This window comes from Pseudomonas costantinii, assembly GCF_001870435.1.
Taxonomy (GTDB): Bacteria; Pseudomonadota; Gammaproteobacteria; order Pseudomonadales; family Pseudomonadaceae; genus Aquipseudomonas; species Aquipseudomonas costantinii.
This window is the reverse complement of record NZ_MDDR01000035.1, coordinates 54,942-78,253: the sequence shown is the minus strand read 5'-3', so window position 1 is coordinate 78,253 and position 23,312 is coordinate 54,942. Positions and strand designations below refer to the sequence as shown.

Genomic DNA, 23,312 nt, shown 5'->3' with positions numbered 1-23,312 from the left:
CGCGGACGGCTTCAAGCGCTCTCCCTGAAGGCTTGCTGAATCAGTATCGGGCCCTGCCGACGGGCTCGATGGAGAGCTGCTTTTCATGGTACTGACCTCGTTGTGAAAAACTCACGCGTGAGAAAATCTACAGGCAATTTTCGTCAGGCTCAATAGCTCACGCGTGAGATTTTTTGTCTTACTTTTCCCGGCCAGGAAAAGAACCCGTACTGCTGGCCACTCGATAATTGTCTCCTCTGAGTTGACGGTATTACACATCCCACCCGATTTATCCCCTGCCACCCGCCCATTAATCTGTGCCCATGTTGAACGCAACGCCAAACCCACTTAAACAAAAAAAGGATTCAACCATGAGCGCTCCAACCTACAACCGCTTGAACAAAGACGACGCCATCGTGTTGCTGGTCGACCACCAAACCGGCCTGATCTCTCTGGTCCAGGACTTCTCGCCTAACGAGTTCAAGAACAACGTGCTGGCCCTGGCCGACCTGGCCAAGTTCTTCAACCTGCCGACCATCCTCACCACCAGTTTCGAACAAGGCCCCAACGGCCCGCTGGTGCCGGAGTTGAAGGAGATGTTCCCGGACGCGCCGTATATCGCTCGCCCTGGTCAGATCAATGCCTGGGACAACGAAGACTTCGTCAAGGCGATCAAGGCCACCGGGCGTAAGCAGATCATCATTGCCGGTGTGGTCACGGATGTGTGCGTAGCGTTCCCGACGTTGTCAGCGCTGGCGGAAGGGTTTGAAGTGTTTGTGGTGACGGATGCTTCGGGCACGTTCAACACCACGGTGCAGCAGGCGGCGTGGAGCCGGATGACACAGGCCGGTGCGCAATTGATGAACTGGTTCTCGGTGGCGTGTGAGTTACACCGCGACTGGCGCAACGATATCGAAGGCCTGGGCAATCTGTTGTCCCAGCGCATTCCTAACTATCGCAATTTGATGAATGGTTATGCGGCGCTGACGGCTGGTAAGAACTAAGCCAACTGAGACTCACGATAAGCCTGCCCTGAAAAGCAGGCTTTCGTTGTTTCAACCTTGACTCTCCCCTATACGGCACCCCCTACCCTGAAAGCCTCATTTTCAGGACCCACCCCATGACTCAGCGTATCCTGGTCATCCTCGGCCACCCTTCCAGCACCAGCTTCTGTTCAGCCCTCGCAGACACCTACATCCACGCCGCAAAAACCGCTGGCCATGAGGTACGCGTCCTATGCTTGGGCGACCTCGCCTTCGACCCTGTTCTTCATAACGGCTATACCCAGATTCAGCCGCTGGAGCCCGACCTGCTCAGCGCCCAATCCGACATCCTCTGGGCGAACCATCTGACATTTGTGTTCCCGATCTGGTGGGGTGGCATCCCTGCTTTGATGAAGGGCTTTTTCGACCGTATTTTCCTTTCCGGTTTTGCCTTCAAATACCGTAAGGGCAAAGCCTTCCCCGATAAGCTACTGCAAGGTAGAACCGCACACTTGTTGGTGACCCTGGACACGCCCCCGTGGTATTACCGCTGGTTCTACCGCATGCCTGGCGTACATCAGATGCGCAAGACCACGCTGGCGTTTTGTGGCATCCGGCCGATCAAAACATTGATGTTCGGGCCCGTATTGGGATCCACATCGGCGCAGCGGGATAAGTGGCTGAAACAGGCCGGCGCATTAATTGAAAAAGGGAGTTTTCATGTACATCGGCAAAGCCGCGCAACTGTCGGGCACGACCATCAAGGCGATTCGGCACTATGAAGCCATCGGGCTGTTGCCGGCGCCGCAGCGTCAGGGGCAGTACCGGGTCTATTCGGAGCAGAACGTTGAGCTGTTGATGTTTATCAAGTGCGCACAGCAGTTGGGGTTCAAGCTCAAGGAGTTGCAGGAAATTCTTCAAGACCGCCAAGGCGATGTATTGCCTTGGGGGCGGGCCAGCCTGGCTATCGCTGACAAAAAACAGGAGCTGGCCCTGAAAATTGCCGTAATGCAGGAAATGCATCAGGGATTGCTGACATTTGAAGCTCAGTTGAAAGAAGCGCACGGAAAGTGCTCATCGATGGCGCAAAGACCCTGACCGGCTGTGAGCCGAATAAAATGGCTAATCGGCTCATTGGATGAGCCGAATAGGCCGTTCATTCGGCTCACTGGCGTCCATGTCCGCCCCGCTCATTTGCCCAGAATCCCCATGTCTGCTAGTGTCGCGCCGGTTTACCGTCTACCGGAATTGCCGCCATGGCCCGCAAAAAAGTTGCACTCGATTTCGAACAATCCCTCGCTGACCTGCAAACCCTGGTCGAGCGTCTGGAGAACGGCGAGTTGTCGCTGGAGGACTCGTTGACGGCGTTTGAGCAAGGCATCGGCCTGACTCGCGACTGCCAGAGCGCGTTGGCGCAGGCGGAGCAGAAGGTGCAGGTGCTGCTGGAGCGTGACGGGGAGTTGGCCGAAGAACCTTTCGATGCGGAACAACCGGAATGATCGACGCGTATCAGGCCAGTAGCCAAGCCCGGGTCAATGCGGCGCTCGAGCCCTTGTTTGTTGCGCCAAGCCCGGAAATGAACCGCCTCTATGAAGCCATGCGTTATAGCGTGATGAATGGCGGCAAGCGTGTGCGCCCGTTGCTCGCGTACGCCGCGTGTGAAGCCTTGGGCGCGCCTGCCGAGCAGGCCAACGGCGCGGCGTGTGCGGTGGAGTTGATTCACGCTTATTCCCTGGTGCATGACGATTTGCCGGCGATGGACGATGACGATCTGCGTCGCGGCCAGCCGACCACCCATAAAGCCTTTGATGAAGCCTATGCGATCCTGGCCGGTGATGGCCTGCAGAGCCTGGCGTTCAGCGCATTGCTGGACCCGCGCTTGAGCAGCGTCAATGCCGAGATCCGTCTGCGCATGGTGACCGCATTGGCTCACGCCGCAGGCCCGGCCGGTATGGTCGGCGGGCAAGCGATCGACATGGGTTCGGTCAGCCTCAAGCTGGGCCAGCAAGCCCTCGAACATATGCATCGTCACAAGACCGGTGCGCTGATCGAAGCGGCCGTGGAACTGGGCGCCCTGGCCAGCGGCCGTGCCGAAACCGCACAGCTGGCTGCGTTGCAGACCTACTCCCGGGCCATCGGCCTGGCATTCCAAGTGCAGGACGATATTCTCGACGTGGAAAGTGACACCGCGACCCTGGGCAAACGCCAAGGCGCCGATATCGCACGGGACAAACCGACCTATCCGGCCCTGCTCGGGCTGGACGCCGCCAAGGCTTATGCCCTGGAACTGCGCGACCAGGCCCTGGACGCCCTGCGACCTTTCGACGCGGCGGCCGAGCCTCTGCGTGACTTGGCGCGGTATATCGTCGAACGTCGCCACTGATAACGGCGGCCATTGCAGCCGCATATCAGCCAAGTTCGGCGCTCTGCGTGGGCAGTTTGCAATGCTTGAGGTAAACTGCCGCCTCTTCTTATACCTATAACGATTCGCCTGATGCCCACGACGTTCCAAGAGATTCCCCGCAAACGCCCGTCCACGCCCCTGCTCGACCGTGCTGCCACGCCGGACGGCCTGCGTCGACTGGGTGAAGCCGAGCTGGAAACCCTGGCCGATGAGTTGCGCCTGGAATTGCTCTACACGGTCGGTCAGACCGGTGGGCATTTCGGTGCAGGGCTGGGCGTCATCGAGCTGACCATCGCCTTGCATTACGTGTTCGACACCCCGGACGACCGGCTGGTGTGGGACGTGGGCCACCAGGCGTATCCACATAAAATCCTCACCGGCCGTCGCGAGCGCATGGGTACCCTGCGCCAGAAGGACGGCCTGGCTGCCTTCCCGCGTCGCTCCGAGAGCGAGTACGACACCTTTGGCGTCGGCCACTCCAGCACCTCCATCAGTGCAGCACTGGGCATGGCAATTGCCGCCCGCCTGCAAGGCAGCGATCGCAAGGCGATTGCCGTGATTGGTGATGGTGCACTGACCGCTGGTATGGCCTTCGAGGCGCTGAACCATGCGCCGGAAGTGGACGCCAACATGTTGGTGATCCTTAACGACAACGACATGTCGATTTCGCGCAATGTCGGTGGCCTGTCGAATTACCTGGCAAAAATCCTCTCCAGCCGCACGTATGCCAGCATGCGTGAGGGCAGCAAGAAGGTGCTCTCGCGTCTGCCTGGCGCGTGGGAAATTGCCCGTCGCACCGAAGAATATGCCAAAGGCATGCTGGTTCCCGGCACCCTGTTCGAAGAGCTGGGCTGGAACTATATCGGCCCGATCGACGGCCATGACCTGCCGACCCTGATCGCCACGCTGCGCAATATGCGTGACCTCAAGGGCCCGCAGTTCCTGCATATCGTCACCAAGAAAGGCAAAGGCTTCGCCCCGGCGGAAGTCGACCCGATTGGTTACCACGCGATCACCAAGCTGGAGCCGCTGGACGCTCCCGCCGCCGCACCGAAAAAAGCCAGCGGGCCGAAGTATTCCGGTGTGTTTGGCGAATGGCTGTGTGACATGGCCGCCGCCGACCCGCGCCTAGTGGGGATTACTCCGGCGATGAAGGAAGGCTCCGACCTGGTGGCGTTCAGCGAGCGTTTCCCGTTGCGCTACTTCGACGTGGCGATTGCCGAGCAGCACGCGGTGACCTTTGCCGCTGGCATGGCCTGTGAAGGCGCCAAGCCAGTGGTGGCGATCTACTCCACCTTCCTGCAGCGCGGTTACGACCAGTTGGTTCACGACGTGGCGGTGCAGAACCTCGACGTGCTGTTCGCCATCGACCGCGCAGGCCTGGTGGGCGAAGACGGCCCGACCCACGCCGGCAGCTTCGACTTGTCCTACTTGCGCTGCATCCCTGGCATGCTGGTGATGACGCCGAGCGACGAAAACGAACTGCGCAAGATGCTCAGCACCGGTCACCTGTACAACGGCCCGGCCGCCGTGCGTTACCCGCGCGGCAACGGCCCAAATGCCGTGATCGAGAAGGACCTTGAGCCTATCGAGATCGGCAAGGGCATCGTGCGTCGCCAAGGCAGCAAGACCGCCTTCCTGGTGTTCGGCGTGCAACTGGCCGAGGCCCTGAAAGTCGCCGAGAAAATCGACGCCACCGTGGTCGACATGCGTTTCGTCAAACCGCTGGATGAAGCCTTGGTGCGCGAGATCGCCGGTAGCCATGAGCTGCTGGTGACTGTCGAAGAAAACGCCATCATGGGCGGCGCAGGTGCGGCGGTCAGCGAGTTCCTGGCGCGAGAGAATATCCTCAAGTCGGTGCTGCACCTTGGCTTGCCGGATGTGTATGTCGAACACGCCAAGCCGGCGCAGATGCTGGCCGAATGTGGGCTGGACGAGGCCGGCATTGAGGCTTCGGTGCGCGAGCGCAGGGTGCTGCTCGGCCTGTAACCACCGAAAACCTGTAGGAGCTGGCTTGCCAGCGATAGCGGCGGCACATTCAACATCAATGTGTCAGACAGACCGCCATCGCCGGCAAGCCGGCTCCTACAATGCTATGGACAGCCCATGAACCGCCTTCGCTTCGCCCTGCCCTTGTTGTTGCTCCCCGCCCCTCACCTGCTCGCCGAGTCCTTCGAGCGCGACGACGCGCTGAAGCTGCCCGACGTGGTCATCAGCGCCAACCGCCAGGTCCAGGCACGCAACGACAGCAGCGCGGCCAACACCGTGTTCACCCGCGATGACATTGACCGTTTGCAACCCACTAGCGTGAGCGACTTGCTGAGCCGAGTGCCCGGCGTACAGGTGGCACAAAGCGGCGGCCGTGGCAGCGCGACCAACGTTTATATTCGCGGCACCTCCACCGCCCAGAGCCTGGTTCTGGTGGATGGTCAGCGCATCAGCAGCTCCACCACCGGCACCAGCAATCTGCAATACCTCAACATCGACCAAATCGAGCGTATAGAAGTGCTGCGGGGTTCGCGCTCGGCGATCTACGGCAGCGATGCCATTGGCGGGGTGATTCAGATCTTCACTCGACGCAATACCGAGTCTGGCCTGCAGCCCCGTGTACACCTGGGGTTTGGCAGCCAGCAGACATGGGAGCGCAGCGTCGGCTTATCGGGCGGTGATGGTCAAACCCGCTTCAACCTCGGCGCCAGCCTGGATGACACCGCCGGGATCGACCGCACACGAACGTCCTACCCCAGCGATGGCGACCATGATGCCTATCGCAACCAGTCCACCAGTTTCAGCCTGAGCCACGCCTTCAACGATGACCTCGAAGCCGGCGTGAACGTGCTGGATAACCGTGGCAAAAGCGAATTCGACAGCCCGTTCGGGCGCGTTGATGCGATCACATTCCAAAGCTTCCAGCAAAAGCCTTACACCGACTTCACCGTAAGCAGCGTCAGTAGCTATGTCGACGCACGTATCAACGACGCATGGAAATCTCGCGTAGAACTCGGCCACAGTGAAAACCGTGAAGAGACACTCGATAAGCTCAGCGACGAACGCAGCGTATTCAACACTTACCGCGACTCGCTGACCTGGCAAAACGACTTGACCCTCAATGATCAGAACAGTCTGATCCTGGGCGCAGACTGGTATGAAGACCGGGTCAACAGCAGCGCCCAACTGAATGAAGACCATCGCTGGAACCGCGCTGCGTTTATCCAACACCGTTTTCAAGCGCAATCTTTCTCCACAGAACTGGGCCTGCGCCGTGACCAGAACCAACAGTTCGGCGGCCACAACAGCTGGAGCGGCACATTCACCTTGCCGCTGAACCCGGACAATGATCTGTTGCTTAGCTATAGCGAAGGCTTCCGGGCGCCGACGTTCAACGACCTCTACTACCCGGATAACAGCTACGGGAAAAACAGCAACCCGAACCTGAAGCCCGAAACCTCGAAAAGCTACGAAGTACAGTGGCGCAGCCAGCTCGGCGACACCAGTCGACTCGAAGCCTCGCTGTACCGGACCGATATTCAAGATGCGATTGTTTTCGCCAGCGGCGGCCCGCAAAACGTCAGCTCGGCGCGCATCAACGGTTTCGAAGCCGCCCTCAAGCAAGAGCTGTTCGGCTGGCAAAGCAGCCTCGCCATTGCACTGATAGATCCACGAGACCGCGACACCGGACACACATTGGCCCGTCGCGCCAAGCGCACCGTGAGCCTGGACCTGGATCGCCAATTTGATCGGTTCGGCGTTGGCGCTAGCTGGCAAGCGGTCAGTAGCAGCTACGACGATGCGGCTAACAAGCAACCCATGGGCGGTTATGGCTTGCTAGGGCTACGGGGCAGTTGGGCGGTGACTCACGAGATCAAGCTGGAAATGAAGCTCGATAACCTGCTGAACAAAGATTACAGCCGGGCGCTGTACCAGTATCAAGGCCAACAGTATGGCTATCGGGAAGAAGGCCGGGCGCTGATGTTTGGGGTGACCTGGACGCCAGAGCTCTAACGCGGCGAAATCACTTCACACAGCCGTGCCACCGCTTCCAACATCTGCCCGCTGGGCCGCTCCAGGCCTTTATCCGGCACCAGCAGCAAGCGCCTCTGCGCCACGGCGGCAACCTGCGGCCAAGCTTTCCAGGCATCCAACTGCGGCTGATCACCCGCCAGGATCGCCTCGGGATTGCGCTGCAACACCGACTCGATGCTGACCTGCGGCGCTGGCAACTTGAGGTCATCAAACACATTGCGCGCACCGCACACCGTCAGCGCATCGCTGATGATCTGCCCACCCCCCACGGTGTACAGCGGCTGGTTCCACACCTGATAAAACACCCGCAACGGCTCGGCACGCTGATAGCGTTGACGCAACTCGGCCAGGCGCTGGCGCAATTGCGTGGCCAGCTGTAGACCCGCCTCAGCACGCCCCAATTGCTGGGCAATGGCCTGGACTTGGGTGGTCAGTTGTTCAAGGCTATGGGGTTCGGCGACGTACACCGGGATATTCAGACGCTGCAACTGCTCACGCTGCGCCGGGCCTACGCTGCCGGGCCAGAGTAGGATCAGGTCGGGCTTAAGGCTGAGCAGGCGCTCCATGTCCAACTGCCCGTAACGCCCAACCGATGGCACTTTCGCCAGCGCCGCTGGCCGATCACCACCGTCGAGAACGCCCACCAGCAAGTCGGCAGCACCCAGCTCAACCACGATTTCAGACAGCGATGGCGCCAGGCTGACGACGCGCTCGACCGCCAACGCCTGGGCAGCGAATGCCAGCAGCAGGACCGCCAGCCAGTGGCGCATCATCCCAGTTGACGCGGAATGCGGTAGAGGTAGAACAGGACCAGAGTTGACAGGGCCAGCAGGCACAGCGGCACGGCTTCCAGGCCGACGAATACCGCCAACGCGCCGATCCAGGCGGGTACGGCGGCGACCAGCAAGGCCGTGCGTCGACGGGCCGCGAGAGTAATCCAGGCGGCTGGTTCTTCTGGGGTATCGAGGGCTTTGGACGTGGCGATCAGCGCGTGTTTATAACCATGAAAATAGCGCAGGCTCAGAAACATCGAGGCCACGCCGGCGATAAAGAACGGCATGGCCAGCACGGGGAGCAGGAATTCGGCTTGGCCAAATACCAGGTTGATCACGAACAACGGGAGCAATGCCAGGGCCAGGTACTGCCACCAGTTGAAGGACAGTCGCCGTTTTACCTGGCCACGGGTCACGCGCGGTCGACCTCGCCCTGATGCTCGTTGCCCATCATGTGGTCGAGCTTGCTGGCTTTGGTGGCCAGGTAGAGTTTGTTGTGCGGGTTGTGCCCGGTGTGCAGCGGCACACGCTCAGCAACGGTGATGCCCATCTCGGTCAAGGCTTTGACCTTGCGCGGGTTGTTGGTCATCAGGCGCAGTGACTTCACACCCAGATGCTCCAGCATCGGCAGGCAGATCGCGTAGTCACGCTGGTCGGCGGCGAAGCCCAGGCGTTCGTTGGCTTCGACAGTGTCGGCGCCGCCATCTTGCAGCTCATACGCGCGGATCTTATTCATCAGGCCAATACCACGGCCTTCCTGACGCAAGTACAGCAACACGCCACGGCCTTCACGGGCGATGGCGCGCATGGCAGCTTCCAGTTGCGAACCGCAGTCGCAGCGTTGGCTGAACAGCGCGTCGCCGGTCAGGCACTCGGAGTGCACACGACCCAGCACCGGCGCGCCGTCGGCGATGTCGCCCAGGCTGAGCACAACGTGCTCACGGCCGGTGGCTTCTTCGAGAAAGCCGTTCATGGTGAACGTGGCAAAAGGGGTAGGCAGCTTGGAAGCGGCGACGAAAACGACGGGCACCGTGTGCTCCTGATTTCAGATTTCACAGAGGCTGTCATTGTAACAGCAGGTTCCTACAGACGCTTAAGCTGAATTATCGCTGATAAAGATCAATCGGTTCGATTGGCCTTCGTCTCGGTTCTATGCAGTTCAGAACGGATATGGCTGTTTCCAGCGCTCGAAAATCGGCTTCAGCTCGCCACTGACGACCAAGGCGGCCATGCGCTGGTCATACACCGCCATCAATGCCCGGCCTCGTTCGTTATCGGCAAAACCTATATAGAGCGGCAGCTCGGCGATGTGGGTGAGCTTGAATTTCGACGGTTCATCCGACTGACCGAGCACGTACTTGGCTTCGGAATGGGCATCGATATAGAAGTCAGCGCGACCATACTGCAGCATCGGCAAAATACCGTCGCGGCGCTCGATCTGGTTGAAGCGGTGGATGTTGGGCAAATACTCTTCATATTTGTAGCCGCGCACCCAGGCCAGGCGGTAGTTGCCCAATGTGGCAATGCTCGGCGTCGGCGTCGTTGCCAGCCCGAGGGCGTAGATGTGGTCGGAATCGAAATTCCAGTGTGGGTACAACACGCCGCTGGCTTCATCGCGGTAGGAGCCGACCCAACCATCCACCTCACCACGCTGGGCCAGACCGACCGAACGGGTATAGGGCACGCTGCGGGTTTGCAGCGTGATGCCCGCAGGCTCGAAGACCTGGCGCAATATGTCCCAGGCCAGGCCGCTGCCGTCTTTGTTGGTGTAGTCGTTCCATTCCTCACTGGCCAGCATGACCTTGCCGGGAACCTGAACATCCTCCGCCTGCACCAGCGACGCGACGGCACACAGCACAATCAGCAGCCAGTGGCGCACATCCATAGTAACGACCTCCTACAGCTTGATAACCGCATAGAGGGTAGCGCAGGTCGCTGGCTTACGGCGTTTCGCGAAAGTGCTGATAGCCGCGCACGGCCGGGGTGATGTCCTGCCCATTGGCATCGAGCAGCGTCACGCCCTGCCCGGCCTCGACCCGGCCAATCACATGGATCGGCCAGTTACTCGCCAGTAACGGCGCCAACTCGGCCGGTGGCAGGGTGAACGCCAGCACGTAGTCGTCGCCCCCGCTCAACGCGGCCACACGGGCCTGGTCATCACCGACAAACGCCAGCAACGCCTCTGACAACGGCAACTGCTGACGCTCGATCAACAAGCTGACAGCCGACGCCTTGGCGATATGCCCGCAATCGGCTAACAACCCGTCGGAGATATCCATGGCAGACGTAGCCTTGCCCCGAAGCGCCAGGCCCAGCGCCAACTGCGGTTGCGGCGACCAGTAATGGGCCAGCAACGGCTCGGCGATGGCGGCGTCAGCGGTGCGCTGCCCCAACACCAACGGCAAGGCGCCAGCGGCATTGCCCAGTTCACCGCCCACACACAACAGGTCACCCGGCTGTGCGCCGCTGCGCTTCAGGGCCTGCCCGGCCGGTACACGGCCAAATACGGTCAGGGTCAGGCTCAACGGCCCGCGCGTGGTGTCCCCCCCCACCAGGCCTACGCCACAACTTTGCGCCATGGCGTTTAAACCTTGGGCATAGCGTTGCAGCCAATCGGCATCGACTGTCGGGGTAGTGAGTGCAAGGGTAAACGCGAGGGGGTGGGCGCCCATGGCGGCCAAATCGCTGACTGCCACAGCCAACGAGCGCTGGCCGAGCAGAAAGGGATCGCAGGGGTCGGCAAAATGCACGCCGGCCACCAGGGTATCGGTGGAGATTGCCAGTTGCTCCCCGGCGGGGAGCGCCAGCAAGGCGCAGTCATCGCCGATCCCCAGAGCAATGCCTTCACCGCCTTGCGCACAGGGCGCGGCGGCGAAGTATTTGCGGATCAGCTCAAACTCACCCATCAAGGATTCAAGCGCGAATTAGCGCTTGTACGCCTTCACTTCGGCTTCACGCAGGCGCGGGGCCAGCTTGTCGAGCACACCGTTGACGAACTTGTGGCCGTCGGTCGAACCGTAGACTTTTGCCAGCTCAATGCCTTCGTTGATCACCACGCGGTACGGCACGTCGACGCGATACAGCAGTTCCCAGGTGGACAGGCGCATCACGCACAGTTCAACCGGGTCCAGCTCTTCGATGGTCAGGTCCAGGCATGGTGCCAGGGCCGTGTCGATCTCGCTCAGGTGCGCATACACACCGTGCAGGATGTCGTGGAAGTACGGCAGGTCGGCGAAGGTGAAGTCGTTGTCGACGCGAAACTGCGCTTCGATTTCGTTCAGCGACGCACCGGCCATCTGGCGCTGGTACAGCGCCTGGGTGGCCAGTTGACGAGCAGCGCGACGCTTCTCGTTTTTCGATGGCTTGCCAGCATCGGCTGGACGTGGCTCGCGCGGGTTGAAGTTGTCGCTCTCGTCGGAAATCACTTGGCCTCCAACTGCGACAGCAGGCTGACCATTTCCAGGGCGGACAAGGCAGCTTCAGCGCCTTTGTTGCCGGCCTTGGTGCCGGAACGCTCGATGGCTTGCTCGATGGAATCTACGGTCAGTACGCCGAAAGCGACTGGCACACCGAACTCCATGGAGACTTGGGCCAGGCCCTTGGTGCATTCGCCAGCTACGTATTCGAAGTGCGGGGTACCGCCACGAATGACTGCGCCCAGGGCGATGATCGCCGCGTATTCACCCTGCTGAGCAACTTTTTGCGCAACCAGTGGAATTTCGAAGGCGCCAGGGGCACGGATAATGGTGATGTCGCTCTCGCTCACACCGTGGCGAACCAGGGCGTCCACGGCACCGCTTACCAGGCTTTCAACCACGAAGCTGTTGAAGCGGCCAACCACTAGGGCATAGCGGCCTTTGGGGGCGATGAAGGTACCTTCGATGGTCTTCAGGGTCATTCGACAAATCTCTTAAAGAGCAGGGACGCGAAAAGTGCGTCCCTCAGTGATGTTTTAACCGCGAACAAGGGGCAAAAATCGCCGGCTTTTATTCGGAGGGCACGTATTCTACAACTTCCAGGTCGAAACCGGATATCGCATTAAATTTCATTGGCGCGCTCATCAGGCGCATTTTGCGCACGCCGAGGTCGCGCAGGATCTGCGAACCGGCACCGACGATGCTGTAGGTGGTCGGTTTTTTCACCGGCGCGTGGTCAGCCGTTTCGCGGATATGCGCCAGCAACACATCGCCATCCAACGGGTGGCCGAGCAACAACACTACGCCACTGCCCGCCTCGGAAACCGCAGCCATGGCGGCCCGCAAGCTCCAGCGACCCGGTTGCTTGACCATCAACAAGTCACGCAGCGGGTCCATGTTGTGCACCCGCACCAGGGTCGGCTCTTCCGCGCAGATGTTGCCCAGAGTCAGGGCCATGTGCACGTCACCTTCCACTGAATCACGGTAGGTCACCAAATTGAATTGGCCCAGTTCGCTGTCCAGTGGCTGCTCGGCAATCCGCTGAACGGTACGTTCGTGGATCATGCGGTAGTGAATCAGGTCGGCAATGGTGCCGATCTTGAGGTTGTGTTCGGCCGCGAACGCTTCGAGTTCAGTTCGACGGGCCATGGTGCCGTCGTCGTTCATCACTTCGCAGATCACACCGCTCGGCTCGAAACCGGCCATGCGCGCCAGGTCGCAGGCCGCTTCGGTGTGGCCGGCGCGCGCGAGCGTGCCGCCCGGTTGGGCCATCAGCGGGAAGATGTGCCCAGGGCTGACGATGTCTTCGGCCTTGGCGTCTTTCGCGGCGGCGGCTTGCACCGTGCGTGCGCGGTCAGCCGCGGAGATACCAGTGGTGACACCGGTGGTCGCCTCAATGGACACGGTGAACTTGGTGCCGAAACCCGACCCGTTGCGCGGCGCCATCAACGGCAACTTGAGCAACTCGCAGCGCTCACGGCTCATGGGCATGCAGATCAGCCCACGGGCGTGCTTGGCCATGAAGTTGATGTGCTCAGCCTTGCAGAGCTCGGCGGCCATGATGATATCGCCTTCGTTCTCGCGGTCTTCGTCATCCATCAGGATGACCATCTTGCCTTGGCGGATGTCTTCAACCAGTTCTTCGATGCTATTGAGCGCCACGTGGCACCCCCTTGGTCAGGATTTCAGGTAGCCGTTAGCGGCCAGAAAACTTTCAGTGATGTTCCCGGCAGTTGGCTCTGCGGCCTTATCGCCCAACAACAGGCGCTCCAGGTAACGGGCAAGCAAGTCCACTTCCAGGTTCACCCGGCGACCCGGCTGGTACGACGCCATGATGGTTTCGCTCAGGGTGTGGGGAATAATGGTCAGTTCGAATTCGGCGCCATTCACGGCGTTCACGGTCAGGCTGGTGCCATCGACGGTGATCGAGCCTTTATGGGCGATGTACTTGGCCAGCTCTTTTGGCGCGCGGATACGGAATTCCACGGCACGCGCATTTTCGCTGCGGGCAACCACTTCGCCGACACCGTCGACGTGGCCGCTGACCAGATGGCCGCCCAGGCGGGTGGTCGGGGTCAGGGCTTTTTCCAGGTTGACCGGGCTGCCGGCCTTGAGGTCATTCATCGCCGTGCAGTCCAGGGTTTCCCGGCTGACGTCGGCGGCAAAGCCGTTGCCCGGCAGCTCGATGACGGTCAGGCACACGCCGCTGACGGCGATGCTGTCGCCCAGTTTGACGTCGCCCAGGTCCAACTTGCCGGTTTCAACCAGCAGGCGTACGTCGCCGCCTTTGGGGGTCATGGCGCGGATGCTGCCGATGGATTCGATAATGCCGGTGAACATGGCCTTCTCCTGGAAAACGGGGCTGCGCTTAGCGCAGGCTGGAATTATACGCTCGCTGGTGGCACAGGGATGGCAGTGACTCGCCAGTCGTCGCCTACAGCGCGCATTTCAGTGATCTTGAGTTGGGGGGCGTCGCTGAGTTTCTCAAGCGGCCAGTCCAACAAAGGTCGGGCAGCGGAGCCTAGGAACTTGCCCGCAACAAAAATGACGTACTCGTCCACCAGCCCCTGTTGGGCAAACGCGCCCGCCAGGCTTGGGCCAGCTTCCACCAGCACCTCGTTGACGCCACGGGCGGCCAGAGCTACCAGCGCCGAGCGCAGGTCAACCTGGCCGTCGACGCCCGGCACCACCAGGCACTCAGGTCCACGTGGGAACTGGTTTTCCGGGGTCACGCAGGTGATGACCAACGCCGGGCCAGCCTTGAAGAACGGGGCATTCAAAGGCACACGCAGACGGCCGTCGATCAACACCCGCAAGGGCGGACGCGACATGGCGAGCGCAGTGGTTTCTTCATCCAGGCCGAGCTCAGCGGCGCGGACCGTCAAGCGGGCGCCATCGGCCAGCACCGTGTCGGCGCCGGTCAGCACCACGCTGGCCTCGGCACGCAGGCGCTGCACGGCGGCGCGGGCGGCAGGGCCGGTGATCCATTGGCTTTCGCCGCTGGCCATCGCGGTGCGGCCGTCCAAACTCATCGCCAGCTTGACCCGCACGAAGGGCAGGCCGTGTTCCATGCGTTTGAGAAAGCCTGGATTCAGCGCACGGGCTTGGCTTTCCAGCACGCCGCTACGGATTTCGATACCGGCTTGGGCCAAACGCTGCATGCCGCGACCGGCCACTTCCGGGTTCGGGTCCTGCATGCCCGCCACCACGCGCGCGACACCGGCACTCACCAGCGCGTCGGCGCATGGCGGCGTACGCCCATGGTGGCTGCACGGTTCGAGGGTCACGTACACCGTGGCGCCACGCGCCTTGTCGCCGGCTGCGCGCAGAGCATTCGGCTCGGCATGCGGTTCGCCGGTGCGCTCATGCCAGCCTTCGCCGACAATCTGCCCATCGCGCACAATCACGCAGCCCACCCGAGGGTTGGGATGGGTGGTGTACAGGCCCTTGCGCGCCAATTCGAGGGCGCGGGCCATGTAATGGGCGTCGAGGACAGCTTGTTCGGCAGACGGTGGGTTCATTCTTTGGCAGGCTCACGGGCCAGGCGGTCGATTTCTTCGCGGAACTCATTGAGGTCCTGGAAGCGTCGATACACCGAGGCGAAACGGATATAGGCGACTTCGTCGAGCTTTTGCAGCTCGCCCATCACCAGTTCTCCCACCACCAGGCTCTTGACCTCGCGCTCGCCGGTCGCACGCAGCTTGTGCTTGATATGCACCAGCGCCGCCTCCAGCCGCTCGACACTCACCGGGCGTTTTTCCAGGGCGCGCTGCATACCGGCGCGCAGTTTGTCTTCGTCGAAAGGCTGGCGGCTGCCGTCGGACTTGATCAGACGTGGCAATACCAGTTCGGCGGTTTCGAAGGTGGTGAAACGCTCACCACAGGCCAGGCATTCGCGCCGGCGACGCACTTGATCGCCCTCGGCGACCAGACGCGAGTCAATGACCTTGGTGTCGTTGGCACCGCAGAAGGGACAGTGCATGGTTGGCAGGCAACAAAAAAAGGGAGGGCCATGGTAGCGCATCCCCGTGGCAAGACAAGCCATAGCCTTTACGGTATATAGGCAGGCTTATATGTTTGTTAATTTTCAAGTCACGGATTTTGTCCTTTCTGGAGCCGTACATGCAGTTACGACCACTTGTTTTACTCACCCTGTTCAGTTTTCTGGTCGCCTGCAGCAGCCAAGCCCCCAAGCCTGCCGCGCCTCAACCCACGCCTGCACAAGAGAAAAAAGTGCCTGGCCTTGAAGACCTAGGCCCATTGCCGGCTTACCAGCGTGAAATCAACGGCACCCTGAACGGCGTGCCCGCCGGTGCCGAAGTTGAATTGGCATTGTTGGTGATTGACGACCGTTCGCGCCCGCAACAGTTGCTCGCCAGCAGCGTGCTGACCGGCAATGACAAGCCCCTGGCCTTCCGCCTGCGCTTCAACCCGCAAGCCTTCCCGGCCGGTGCACGGGTTGAATTGCGCGGCCGCGCCAGCCAGTCCGGCCAGTTGATCCTGCACCTGCCCGCCGTGCGCATCACCCAGGCGATCACCCAGACCACCGGCCCCCTGCAACTCGTCAAAGCCCCATGACGCCACCGCTGGGCCTGCAACGTGCCTTGAGCGAACTGATCGGCGACGCCCAACTGGTGCCCTGCCCGCTGCCGGGCACCGAGTTATCGTTGTGGCTGCTGGACGCGGACAATATGGACCGCGCATTCAGCCCCGAGGAAACCCGGCGCATCCTGCATGAACCGCCCTACTGGAGTTTTTGCTGGGCCAGCGGCCTTGCGCTGGCGCGGTACCTGGCGGCGAATCCCGAGTGGGTGGCAGGTAAACGCGTGCTGGACTTTGGCGCCGGTTCCGGCGTGGCCGGGATTGCCGCCGGTAAAGCGGGTGCGCGGGAAGTCGTGGCCTGCGACCTCGATCCGCTGGCCCTCGCGTCCTGCCGGGCGAATGCCGAACTCAATGGTGTGGAGCTGGGCTACTCGGCGGACTTTTTCGCCGAGGCCGATCGCTTCGACCTGATCCTGGTCGCCGACGTGCTTTACGACCGGGCGAACCTGCCGTTGCTGGATCAATTCCTCACCCGTGGCCGTGAGGCGCTGGTGGCGGACTCGCGGGTACGGGATTTCCAGCACCCGGATTATCAGCGCCTGGAAATCCTCGATGCATTGACCTTGCCGGACCTGGCCGAGCCTTGGGAGTTTCGCAAGGTGAGCCTGTACCATTCGCGGCGCCAGCCCTTATAGTTGCCCCATTCCCGCTTTATTCGAGACGCCCCATGAGTGAGCCCACGCCGTACATCTTCGACGCCACCACTGCCACGTTCGACCAGGCGGTAATTCAAAACTCATTCGAAAAACCCGTGCTCGTGGACTTCTGGGCTGAGTGGTGCGCGCCGTGCAAGGCGTTGATGCCGATGCTGACGCAGATTGCCGAGAGCTATCAGGGCGAATTGCTGCTGGCCAAAGTCGATTGCGATGCCGAGCAGGACATCGTCGCGCGCTTTGGCATTCGCAGCTTGCCGACGGTGGTGCTGTTCAAGGATGGCGAGCCGGTAGACGGGTTTGCCGGGGCGCAGCCGGAGTCGGCAGTGCGGGCGATGCTGGAGCCGCATGTACAGATGCCACCACCGGCGGCGGCCGATCCACTGGAACAGGCTCAGGCGCTGTTTGCCGAAGGGCGTATCAGCGATGCCGAAACGGTGCTGGTTGCGCTGCTGGGCGAGGACAACACCAACGCCGCCGCACTGATCTTGTACGCGCGCTGCCTGGCCGAACGCGGTGAATTGGGTGAAGCCCAAACCGTGCTCGACGCCGTCAAAAGCGATGACCACAAAGCCGCCCTCGCCGGGGCCAAGGCGCAAATCACCTTCCTGCGCCAAGCTGCCGACTTGCCGGACGCCGCTGACTTGAAAAGCCGCCTGGCGCAAAACCCGCTGGATGATGAAGCGGCCTATCAACTGACTATTCAGCAACTGGCGCGCCAGCAATACGACGCCGCGCTGGAAGGCCTGCTCAAGCTGTTTATCCGCAACCGCAGCTACAGCGAAGGCCTGCCGCACAAGACCTTGCTGCAGGTATTCGAACTGCTGGGCAATGACCACCCGCTGGTCACGGTGTACCGCCGCAAGTTGTTCGCCGCGTTGTACTAATCGCCGATCCAGCTGTACAGCGGCGTATCCCCGCCGCTGGCCACTTTCACGTTCGAACTGTGGCGCAGACGCACCAGCAGGCGCTTGCCTGACGCGGCATCGCCGGCCAAACCTTCCAATTGATCAAGCAACTCCAGCCCGCTGAGTTGCCCGGCCTTGCGTAACAGGTCTTGGGCGTTCTGCCACAGATCATCATTGTGTTTGACCGGCACAACCGGCACGGCGGCCGCGCTTGACCCCGAGGTCGCCTGCAACTGCGCACCCAGCCGTGCCCAATCGCCGTCATCCAGCTCCAGGGTCAAGTCCACCGGCAGGTCGCCGACGGTTCCACGAATTCGCAACATCGCGCTTACTCCCGCACTTTTCCGACAGGCATGCTCCCACGCGACTTGCGCAACGCCAAGCGGGCGTTCAAACTCCCGCCATTATTGTTATAAGATCACATAACAAAACTTTCATGTTCTGGAGCTTTCTCATGCGCCGTCTGCTGCTCGCTTTGCCGTTTGCCCTGTTGCCACTCGCCATCGCCCACGCTGCCGACGAGCACGATCATGAACACGGCAGCCTCGGTGCCCACGAACACGGGATCGGCCGTCTCAACGCCGTGCTCGACGGCCAGGCGCTGGAATTGGAATTTGACAGCCCCGCCATGAACCTCGTGGGTTTCGAACACAAAGCCACCACCCCGGCCGACAAAGCCAAGGTCGCCGCCGCGCGCAAGCAGTTGGAGAACCCACTGGCTCTGTTCAACCTGCCCAAGACCGCCGGTTGTGTGATCAGCACCCAGGAACTCAACAGCCCGCTGTTCGGTGACAAGCCCGAAGCCGATCATGATGACGACGATGATGACCACGCCACCGACGGCAAAGGTGCCGCTGCCCACGAGCATCATCACGACCACAGCGAAATCCACGCCCACTACCAATTCACCTGCGCCACGCCGACAGCCCTGAGCAATCTCGACCTGACCCAGGTGTTCAAGACCTTCCCCGCGACCCAGAAAATTCAGGTACAACTGATCGGCCCAAGCGGCCAGCAAGGTGTCGAAGCGACGGCCGCAGCCGCCACCCTGAAGTTCTGAGTTCACATGACCCAAGCACTTATCGAACTGTCTGACCTGGGCTTCAACTGGCCCGGTCACCCGCAGTTGCTGGACATCCCCGCGTTCCGCCTGGAAGCGGGGGAAACCCTATTTCTCAAGGGCCCGAGCGGCAGTGGCAAAACCACGTTGCTTGGCTTGCTGGGCGGCGTGCAGAAACCCAGCCGGGGCAGCATTCAACTGCTCGGCCAGGAACTCACCGAACTCTCGGCCGGCGCCCGCGACCGGTTTCGCGTCGACCACACCGGCTACATCTTCCAGCAGTTCAATCTGCTGCCGTTTCTGTCGGTGCGCGAGAACGTCGAGCTGCCCTGCCACTTTTCCAAGCTGCGCGCGCAACGGGCGATTCAGCGCCACGGCAGTGTCGACCAGGCCGCCGCAACACTGCTGGCGCACCTGGGTTTGAAGGATAAAAACCTGCTTGAGCGCCGCGCCGACTCGCTGTCCATCGGCCAGCAACAACGGGTGGCCGCCGCCCGCGCGTTGATCGGCCAGCCGGAGCTGGTAATCGCCGACGAACCCACCTCGGCCCTGGACTACGACGCCCGCGAAGCCTTCATTCAGTTGCTGTTCGCCGAATGCCGCGAAGCCGGTGCCAGCCTGCTGTTTGTCAGCCACGACCAGAGCCTGGCGCCGCTGTTCGACCGCAACCTGTCGTTGGCCGAACTCAATCGCGCCGCCACGCCCGCAGAGGTTTGAGATGTATTTGTTTCGTCTAGCCATGGCCAGCCTGGCTAACCGCCGCTTTACCGCGATCCTCACCGCCTTCGCCATCGCCCTGTCAGTGTGCCTGTTGCTGGCGGTGGAGCGCGTGCGCGTTGAGGCGCGTAACAGTTTCGCCAGCACCATCAGCGGCACCGACCTGATCGTCGGCGCACGCTCCGGCTCGGTCAACCTGCTGCTGTACTCGGTGTTCCGCATCGGCAACGCCACCAACAACATCCGCTGGGACAGCTACGAGCACTTCGCCGCCAACCCGCAGGTGAAATGGGCGATCCCGATTTCCCTCGGCGACTCGCACCGCGGCTACCGCGTGATGGGCACCAACGAATCCTACTTCGAGCACTACCAATACGGCCGCAAGCAAAACCTCGAACTCGCCAGTGGCCGCGCCTTCGCCACCGACCCGTTCGAAGTGGTACTCGGCGCCGAAGTGGCCGACGCGTTGCACTACAAGCTCGGCGACAAGCTGGTGCTGGCCCACGGCGTGGCAGTGGTCAGCCTGGTGAAGCACGATGACAAACCGTTCACGGTGGTCGGCATTCTCAAGCGCACCGGCACGCCGGTGGACCGCACGCTGCATATCAGCCTCGGCGGCATGGAAGCGATTCATATCGACTGGCACAACGGCGTGCCGGCCCAGGGCAAAGGCCGCATCAGCGCCGACCAAGCGCGCAATATGGACCTCACCCCGCAAGCCATCACCGCCTTTATGCTCGGCCTGAACAACAAGATTTCCACCTTCGCCTTGCAGCGCGAGATCAATGAGTTCCGTGGCGAACCGATGCTGGCGATCCTGCCGGGCGTGGCGCTGCAAGAGCTGTGGAGCATGATGGGCACCGCCGAAAAAGCGCTGTTCGTGATCTCGCTGTTCGTGGTGCTGACCGGCTTGATCGGCATGCTCACGGCGATCCTCACCAGCCTCAATGAACGCCGCCGCGAAATGGCGATCCTGCGTTCAGTAGGCGCACGGCCTTGGCATATCGCAACGCTGCTGATCTTCGAAGCCTTCGCCCTGGCCTTCTCCGGCGTCGTTGCCGGCGTGGGTTTGCTGTACGTGTGCATCGCCGCATCGCGCGGCTATTTGCAGGCCAACTATGGCCTCGACTTGCCGATGTCGTGGCCGAGCGAATATGAATGGACGTTGCTCGCCGGTATCCTGGCCGCAGCACTGTTGATGGGCAGCGTCCCTGCGTGGCGTGCCTATCGACAATCTCTGGCCGACGGCCTGTCCATACGTTTATGAGGAAGGCTTCGATGCGTCGTGCACTGTTTGCCCTGTTGCTGCTGGTGGCGTTGCCCACTTGGGCAGCCGACCAGCCCAAGGACCTGTCGTGGCAGGAGATGATCCCGCCGGATGCTCCCCCGGAAATCCCCAACATGAAACCGCTGCACGACCTGTCGAACATGGCCGACGCGTTGTCGGTCGAGGCCGCACCAGCCGCCAAGCAGGACCTGCCCAACGCACCGGTGGTGCAGAGCCTCAACGGCAAACACATTCGTTTGCCAGGCTATATCGTCCCGTTGGAAGTCAGTGAAGAAGGCCGCACTACCGAGTTTTTGCTGGTGCCGTATTTCGGCGCCTGCATCCATGTGCCGCCACCGCCGTCGAACCAAATCGTGCATGTGAAAAGCGAAGTCGGGGTGAAACTCGATGAGCTGTATCAGCCGTATTGGATTGAGGGCTCGATGCAGGTCAAGCCGTCTTCCAGTGAACTGGCAGATGCGGGTTATCAGATGGATGCCGAGAAGATTTACGTCTACGAACTGCAGGAATAACGCTGATCGCCCATTCATTGAGCTGAGTCAAAAGATCGAACGGAACGATCTTTACCATTGGACGTACAACTTTTAACGTCCTTTTGGAGCTCCCATGAACAAGTCCCTGCTCGGCGCGTCCCTCTTCGCGCTCGCCCTCGCCGCCCCCGCCGTTCACGCTCACGAAGCCGGTGACATTCTGATTCGCGCGGGTGCAATCACCGTGAATCCGAAGGCCGACAGCAGCAGCGTCAAGGTTGACCAAGGTCCATTGGCGGGCACCAACCTGGGCGGCAAAGCGACCATGAGCAGCGACACCCAGCTGGGCTTGAACTTCGCCTACATGCTGACCAACCACATCGGTATCGAGCTGCTGGCGGCCACGCCGTTCGAGCACGACGTGAGTATCAAGAACACCGCCCTGGGCGCCGCCAACGGCAAGCTCGGCACCCTGAAGCACCTGCCGCCGACCTTGAGCGTCGTGTACTACCCGCTGGACAACAAGTCGGCGTTCCAACCGTATGTGGGCGCGGGTATCAACTACACCTGGATCTATGACGAGCACGTCGGCAGCCGCGCCGAACAAGCCGGTTTCAGCAACTTCAAGGCTGAGAACTCCTGGGGCTGGGCCGCGCAGATCGGCGCCGACTACATGATCAACGACAAGTGGATGATCAACGCCCAGGCGCGCTACATCGACATCAGCACCAAGGCCACCGTGGACAACAACGCGCTGGGCCAAGGCACACGCGCCAAGGTCAATGTGGACGTGGATCCGATGGTTTACATGGTGGGTATCGGCTACAAGTTTTGATATAGACTCTCAATCTTTCAAAAAACAAGGCCCTGTTTTGCAGGGCCTTTTTTTGCTCAACTTTTCGGCCGCTCAAATACAGGCCTTACATTACTTAAACACGCAAACTCACCTTGCAGAAGTCCGAATAGACATTCACGGCAACCCAAGAGCTATTTGAATTGTTTTAGCCGCTACGTCAGCCCCCACTTTTGTTGCCACATCAAATGCCCACTTTCCGGCGGACTTCAGATGTTCTAACACCTTTGCGCCGTCTTGTACCTTTGCTGCATTTTCTGCGGCACCGATACTGGCAACTGCTTGGTCGTGTTCAACATCAGTAGCGTGCTCACGCATAAATCGGCGAAGTGTCGCAAGCTCCACTGCAAGCGCAGGTAGATCCAGGCTAGACAGTGCCGGCTGCAGTACTTGAGTAAAAGTATTGCCTTGAGCGGAGGCATTGGGGCCGACAGCTCCAGCCTGTCCCGTTACATAGTATTGATCACCCATGGAAACATTCCCAATAAGAAAATTTTTGACTTCCAACCTTTGCTCCCACGGAATCGAGTTTTCGTAGACATCTACGTGCACACCGCAAGGGGTTGTAGTGTCGTCTTTAAACTCGGCAACCGCGAACTTTTCGGACGAAATCAGGAAATCCACCTCTAAAGAAAAATCGAAAGTACCAAATGAAGAGCGGCACTCAAGGTAAAGAATAAACCTCTGCCGATGATCATCACGAACGATAGATTTTTTGTACTCTCGATTGTTTCTCGGGTCGCAGAACACTACCTTTGAGGGTATAGCATGCTCTGGAAGGCAGAGAGCATAGTAACTAAGGCGATACTCCTTCGTTGGAATCCCAGCCCAAGACGAAACAAAGTGATAAGTACCATTTTTGTTTGAAAATTTTGAATGGGATAAGCGACGGCTATCGCATTTAGCAAACGCTTTCTGAAATTCACGTTCGTGACCATTATCTAAAAAATGGAACGGGCCACTTCTGGACTCATCATACTCACCGGCGAACGCAACAATCAGCGGCTGGGGGTACTTGGCTTGCATACGAAACGTTCGCAGCGTCCCATTCGAGTCAAGCTGCTCAACAATGACTGCAGCAACATCCATTTAAAAAATCTCCATAAGGTGAATGTAAACTGTAAGTAGGCTTTAAAAGTGACTAAGCTTTCACTGCGGTTATAGCAGTGAAACCCTTATTCAA

General features: G+C 60.5%; 28 protein-coding genes. 15 read left to right on the top strand and 13 right to left on the bottom strand.

The window, feature by feature from the left end; all coding sequences use genetic code 11:
* Positions 1-350: 350 nt before the first annotated feature.
* The 7 genes from ycaC to BFL40_RS19055 all read left to right on the top strand — a co-directional run bounded on the left by ycaC (position 351) and on the right by BFL40_RS19055 (position 7,368).
* The gene (ycaC, locus tag BFL40_RS19085; RefSeq protein ID WP_071485404.1) at positions 351-983 is read left to right on the top strand and encodes an isochorismate family cysteine hydrolase YcaC; all 633 of its coding nucleotides are present in this window, start codon (positions 351-353) and stop codon (positions 981-983) included.
* Positions 984-1,099: 116 nt separating this feature from the next.
* Entirely contained in the window at positions 1,100-1,744 is a 645-nt protein-coding gene (locus BFL40_RS19080) for an NAD(P)H-dependent oxidoreductase (protein WP_071485403.1), read from the top strand.
* Positions 1,683-2,060, top strand: coding sequence for a MerR family transcriptional regulator (locus tag BFL40_RS19075; protein ID WP_071485402.1), 378 nt, complete (start codon positions 1,683-1,685; stop codon positions 2,058-2,060). The genes BFL40_RS19080 and BFL40_RS19075 overlap by 62 nt, the downstream gene beginning before the upstream one ends.
* A gap of 158 nt (positions 2,061-2,218) precedes the next feature.
* Positions 2,219-2,461 carry an exodeoxyribonuclease VII small subunit gene (locus BFL40_RS19070; RefSeq protein WP_003176346.1) on the top strand — a complete coding sequence of 81 codons (243 nt, stop codon included), beginning with the start codon at positions 2,219-2,221 and terminating at the stop codon, positions 2,459-2,461.
* Positions 2,458-3,345, top strand: a complete 888-nt coding sequence (gene ispA, locus BFL40_RS19065; RefSeq protein ID WP_071485401.1) for a (2E,6E)-farnesyl diphosphate synthase — start codon at positions 2,458-2,460, stop codon at positions 3,343-3,345. The genes BFL40_RS19070 and ispA overlap by 4 nt, the downstream gene beginning before the upstream one ends.
* A gap of 111 nt (positions 3,346-3,456) precedes the next feature.
* Positions 3,457-5,355, top strand: a complete 1,899-nt coding sequence (dxs, locus tag BFL40_RS19060) for a 1-deoxy-D-xylulose-5-phosphate synthase (protein WP_071485400.1) — start codon at positions 3,457-3,459, stop codon at positions 5,353-5,355.
* Positions 5,356-5,472: 117 nt separating this feature from the next.
* The gene (locus BFL40_RS19055; protein ID WP_071485399.1) at positions 5,473-7,368 is read left to right on the top strand and encodes a TonB-dependent receptor domain-containing protein; all 1,896 of its coding nucleotides are present in this window, start codon (positions 5,473-5,475) and stop codon (positions 7,366-7,368) included.
* Here BFL40_RS19055 and BFL40_RS19050 read toward each other — a convergent pair.
* The 11 genes from BFL40_RS19050 to nrdR all read right to left on the bottom strand — a co-directional run bounded on the left by BFL40_RS19050 (position 7,365) and on the right by nrdR (position 15,560).
* Positions 7,365-8,162: a cobalamin-binding protein gene (locus BFL40_RS19050; RefSeq protein ID WP_071485398.1), complete on the bottom strand. Its 798-nt coding sequence runs from the start codon at positions 8,160-8,162 to the stop codon at positions 7,365-7,367. The genes BFL40_RS19055 and BFL40_RS19050 overlap by 4 nt on opposite strands.
* Positions 8,159-8,578, bottom strand: a complete 420-nt coding sequence (locus tag BFL40_RS19045; RefSeq protein ID WP_071485397.1) for a nuclear FMR1 interacting 1 family protein — start codon at positions 8,576-8,578, stop codon at positions 8,159-8,161. Before BFL40_RS19045 ends, BFL40_RS19050 begins: the two co-directional genes overlap by 4 nt.
* Positions 8,575-9,192 carry a GTP cyclohydrolase II gene (gene ribA / locus BFL40_RS19040; protein ID WP_016978544.1) on the bottom strand — a complete coding sequence of 206 codons (618 nt, stop codon included), beginning with the start codon at positions 9,190-9,192 and terminating at the stop codon, positions 8,575-8,577. The genes BFL40_RS19045 and ribA overlap by 4 nt, the downstream gene beginning before the upstream one ends.
* Before the next feature lie 129 nt (positions 9,193-9,321).
* Positions 9,322-10,047 (bottom strand): substrate-binding periplasmic protein, encoded by a 726-nt coding sequence (locus BFL40_RS19035; RefSeq protein ID WP_071485396.1) that lies wholly within the window; start codon positions 10,045-10,047, stop codon positions 9,322-9,324.
* A 55-nt stretch (positions 10,048-10,102) separates the two neighbouring features.
* Positions 10,103-11,068 (bottom strand): thiamine-phosphate kinase, encoded by a 966-nt coding sequence (thiL, locus tag BFL40_RS19030; RefSeq protein WP_071485395.1) that lies wholly within the window; start codon positions 11,066-11,068, stop codon positions 10,103-10,105.
* Positions 11,069-11,086: 18 nt separating this feature from the next.
* A complete protein-coding gene (nusB, locus tag BFL40_RS19025) occupies positions 11,087-11,587 on the bottom strand; it encodes a transcription antitermination factor NusB (protein ID WP_071485394.1) in 501 nt (166 codons plus the stop codon).
* Positions 11,584-12,060, bottom strand: coding sequence for a 6,7-dimethyl-8-ribityllumazine synthase (gene ribH, locus BFL40_RS19020; protein WP_003176356.1), 477 nt, complete (start codon positions 12,058-12,060; stop codon positions 11,584-11,586). The genes nusB and ribH overlap by 4 nt, the downstream gene beginning before the upstream one ends.
* 88 nt (positions 12,061-12,148) lie before the next feature.
* Entirely contained in the window at positions 12,149-13,240 is a 1,092-nt protein-coding gene (gene ribBA, locus BFL40_RS19015) for a bifunctional 3,4-dihydroxy-2-butanone-4-phosphate synthase/GTP cyclohydrolase II (protein ID WP_071485393.1), read from the bottom strand.
* 15 nt (positions 13,241-13,255) lie between these two features.
* Entirely contained in the window at positions 13,256-13,918 is a 663-nt protein-coding gene (locus BFL40_RS19010; RefSeq protein WP_065909971.1) for a riboflavin synthase, read from the bottom strand.
* 44 nt (positions 13,919-13,962) lie between these two features.
* Positions 13,963-15,099, bottom strand: coding sequence for a bifunctional diaminohydroxyphosphoribosylaminopyrimidine deaminase/5-amino-6-(5-phosphoribosylamino)uracil reductase RibD (ribD, locus tag BFL40_RS19005; protein ID WP_071485392.1), 1,137 nt, complete (start codon positions 15,097-15,099; stop codon positions 13,963-13,965).
* On the bottom strand, positions 15,096-15,560 hold the full coding sequence (gene nrdR / locus BFL40_RS19000; RefSeq protein WP_071485595.1) for a transcriptional regulator NrdR: 465 nt from the start codon (positions 15,558-15,560) through the stop codon (positions 15,096-15,098). Before nrdR ends, ribD begins: the two co-directional genes overlap by 4 nt.
* Before the next feature lie 140 nt (positions 15,561-15,700).
* On the opposite strand from nrdR, the gene BFL40_RS18995 reads away from it, so the two are divergent.
* Genes BFL40_RS18995 through trxA form a run of 3 tightly spaced genes read left to right on the top strand, consistent with a single transcriptional unit; the run spans position 15,701 to position 17,720 of the window.
* Complete coding sequence (locus tag BFL40_RS18995; RefSeq protein ID WP_071485391.1) at positions 15,701-16,156, top strand: YbaY family lipoprotein; 456 nt, start codon at positions 15,701-15,703, stop codon at positions 16,154-16,156.
* Positions 16,153-16,815, top strand: a complete 663-nt coding sequence (locus tag BFL40_RS18990) for a class I SAM-dependent methyltransferase (RefSeq protein WP_071485390.1) — start codon at positions 16,153-16,155, stop codon at positions 16,813-16,815. Before BFL40_RS18995 ends, BFL40_RS18990 begins: the two co-directional genes overlap by 4 nt.
* A 32-nt stretch (positions 16,816-16,847) precedes the next feature.
* On the top strand, positions 16,848-17,720 hold the full coding sequence (gene trxA, locus BFL40_RS18985) for a thioredoxin (RefSeq protein ID WP_071485389.1): 873 nt from the start codon (positions 16,848-16,850) through the stop codon (positions 17,718-17,720).
* Here trxA and BFL40_RS18980 read toward each other — a convergent pair.
* Entirely contained in the window at positions 17,717-18,064 is a 348-nt protein-coding gene (locus BFL40_RS18980) for a hypothetical protein (RefSeq protein ID WP_071485388.1), read from the bottom strand. The genes trxA and BFL40_RS18980 overlap by 4 nt on opposite strands.
* Positions 18,065-18,195: 131 nt before the next feature.
* Here BFL40_RS18980 and BFL40_RS18975 point away from each other — a divergent pair, with 131 nt between their 5' ends.
* The 5 genes from BFL40_RS18975 (at position 18,196) to BFL40_RS18955 (ending at position 22,111) form a co-directional block, all read left to right on the top strand.
* Positions 18,196-18,801, top strand: a complete 606-nt coding sequence (locus tag BFL40_RS18975) for a DUF2796 domain-containing protein (protein ID WP_071485387.1) — start codon at positions 18,196-18,198, stop codon at positions 18,799-18,801.
* 6 nt (positions 18,802-18,807) lie between these two features.
* Positions 18,808-19,518, top strand: a complete 711-nt coding sequence (locus tag BFL40_RS18970; RefSeq protein ID WP_071485386.1) for an ABC transporter ATP-binding protein — start codon at positions 18,808-18,810, stop codon at positions 19,516-19,518.
* 1 nt (position 19,519) lies between these two features.
* A complete protein-coding gene (locus BFL40_RS18965; protein WP_071485385.1) occupies positions 19,520-20,785 on the top strand; it encodes an ABC transporter permease in 1,266 nt (421 codons plus the stop codon).
* An 11-nt stretch (positions 20,786-20,796) separates the two neighbouring features.
* Positions 20,797-21,318: a DUF3299 domain-containing protein gene (locus BFL40_RS18960; protein WP_071485384.1), complete on the top strand. Its 522-nt coding sequence runs from the start codon at positions 20,797-20,799 to the stop codon at positions 21,316-21,318.
* A 94-nt stretch (positions 21,319-21,412) separates the two neighbouring features.
* Complete coding sequence (locus BFL40_RS18955; protein WP_071485383.1) at positions 21,413-22,111, top strand: OmpW/AlkL family protein; 699 nt, start codon at positions 21,413-21,415, stop codon at positions 22,109-22,111.
* 135 nt (positions 22,112-22,246) lie between these two features.
* On the opposite strand, the gene BFL40_RS18950 is transcribed toward BFL40_RS18955, so the two are convergent.
* Positions 22,247-23,218, bottom strand: a complete 972-nt coding sequence (locus BFL40_RS18950) for a hypothetical protein (RefSeq protein WP_071485382.1) — start codon at positions 23,216-23,218, stop codon at positions 22,247-22,249.
* Positions 23,219-23,312: the final 94 nt, after the last annotated feature.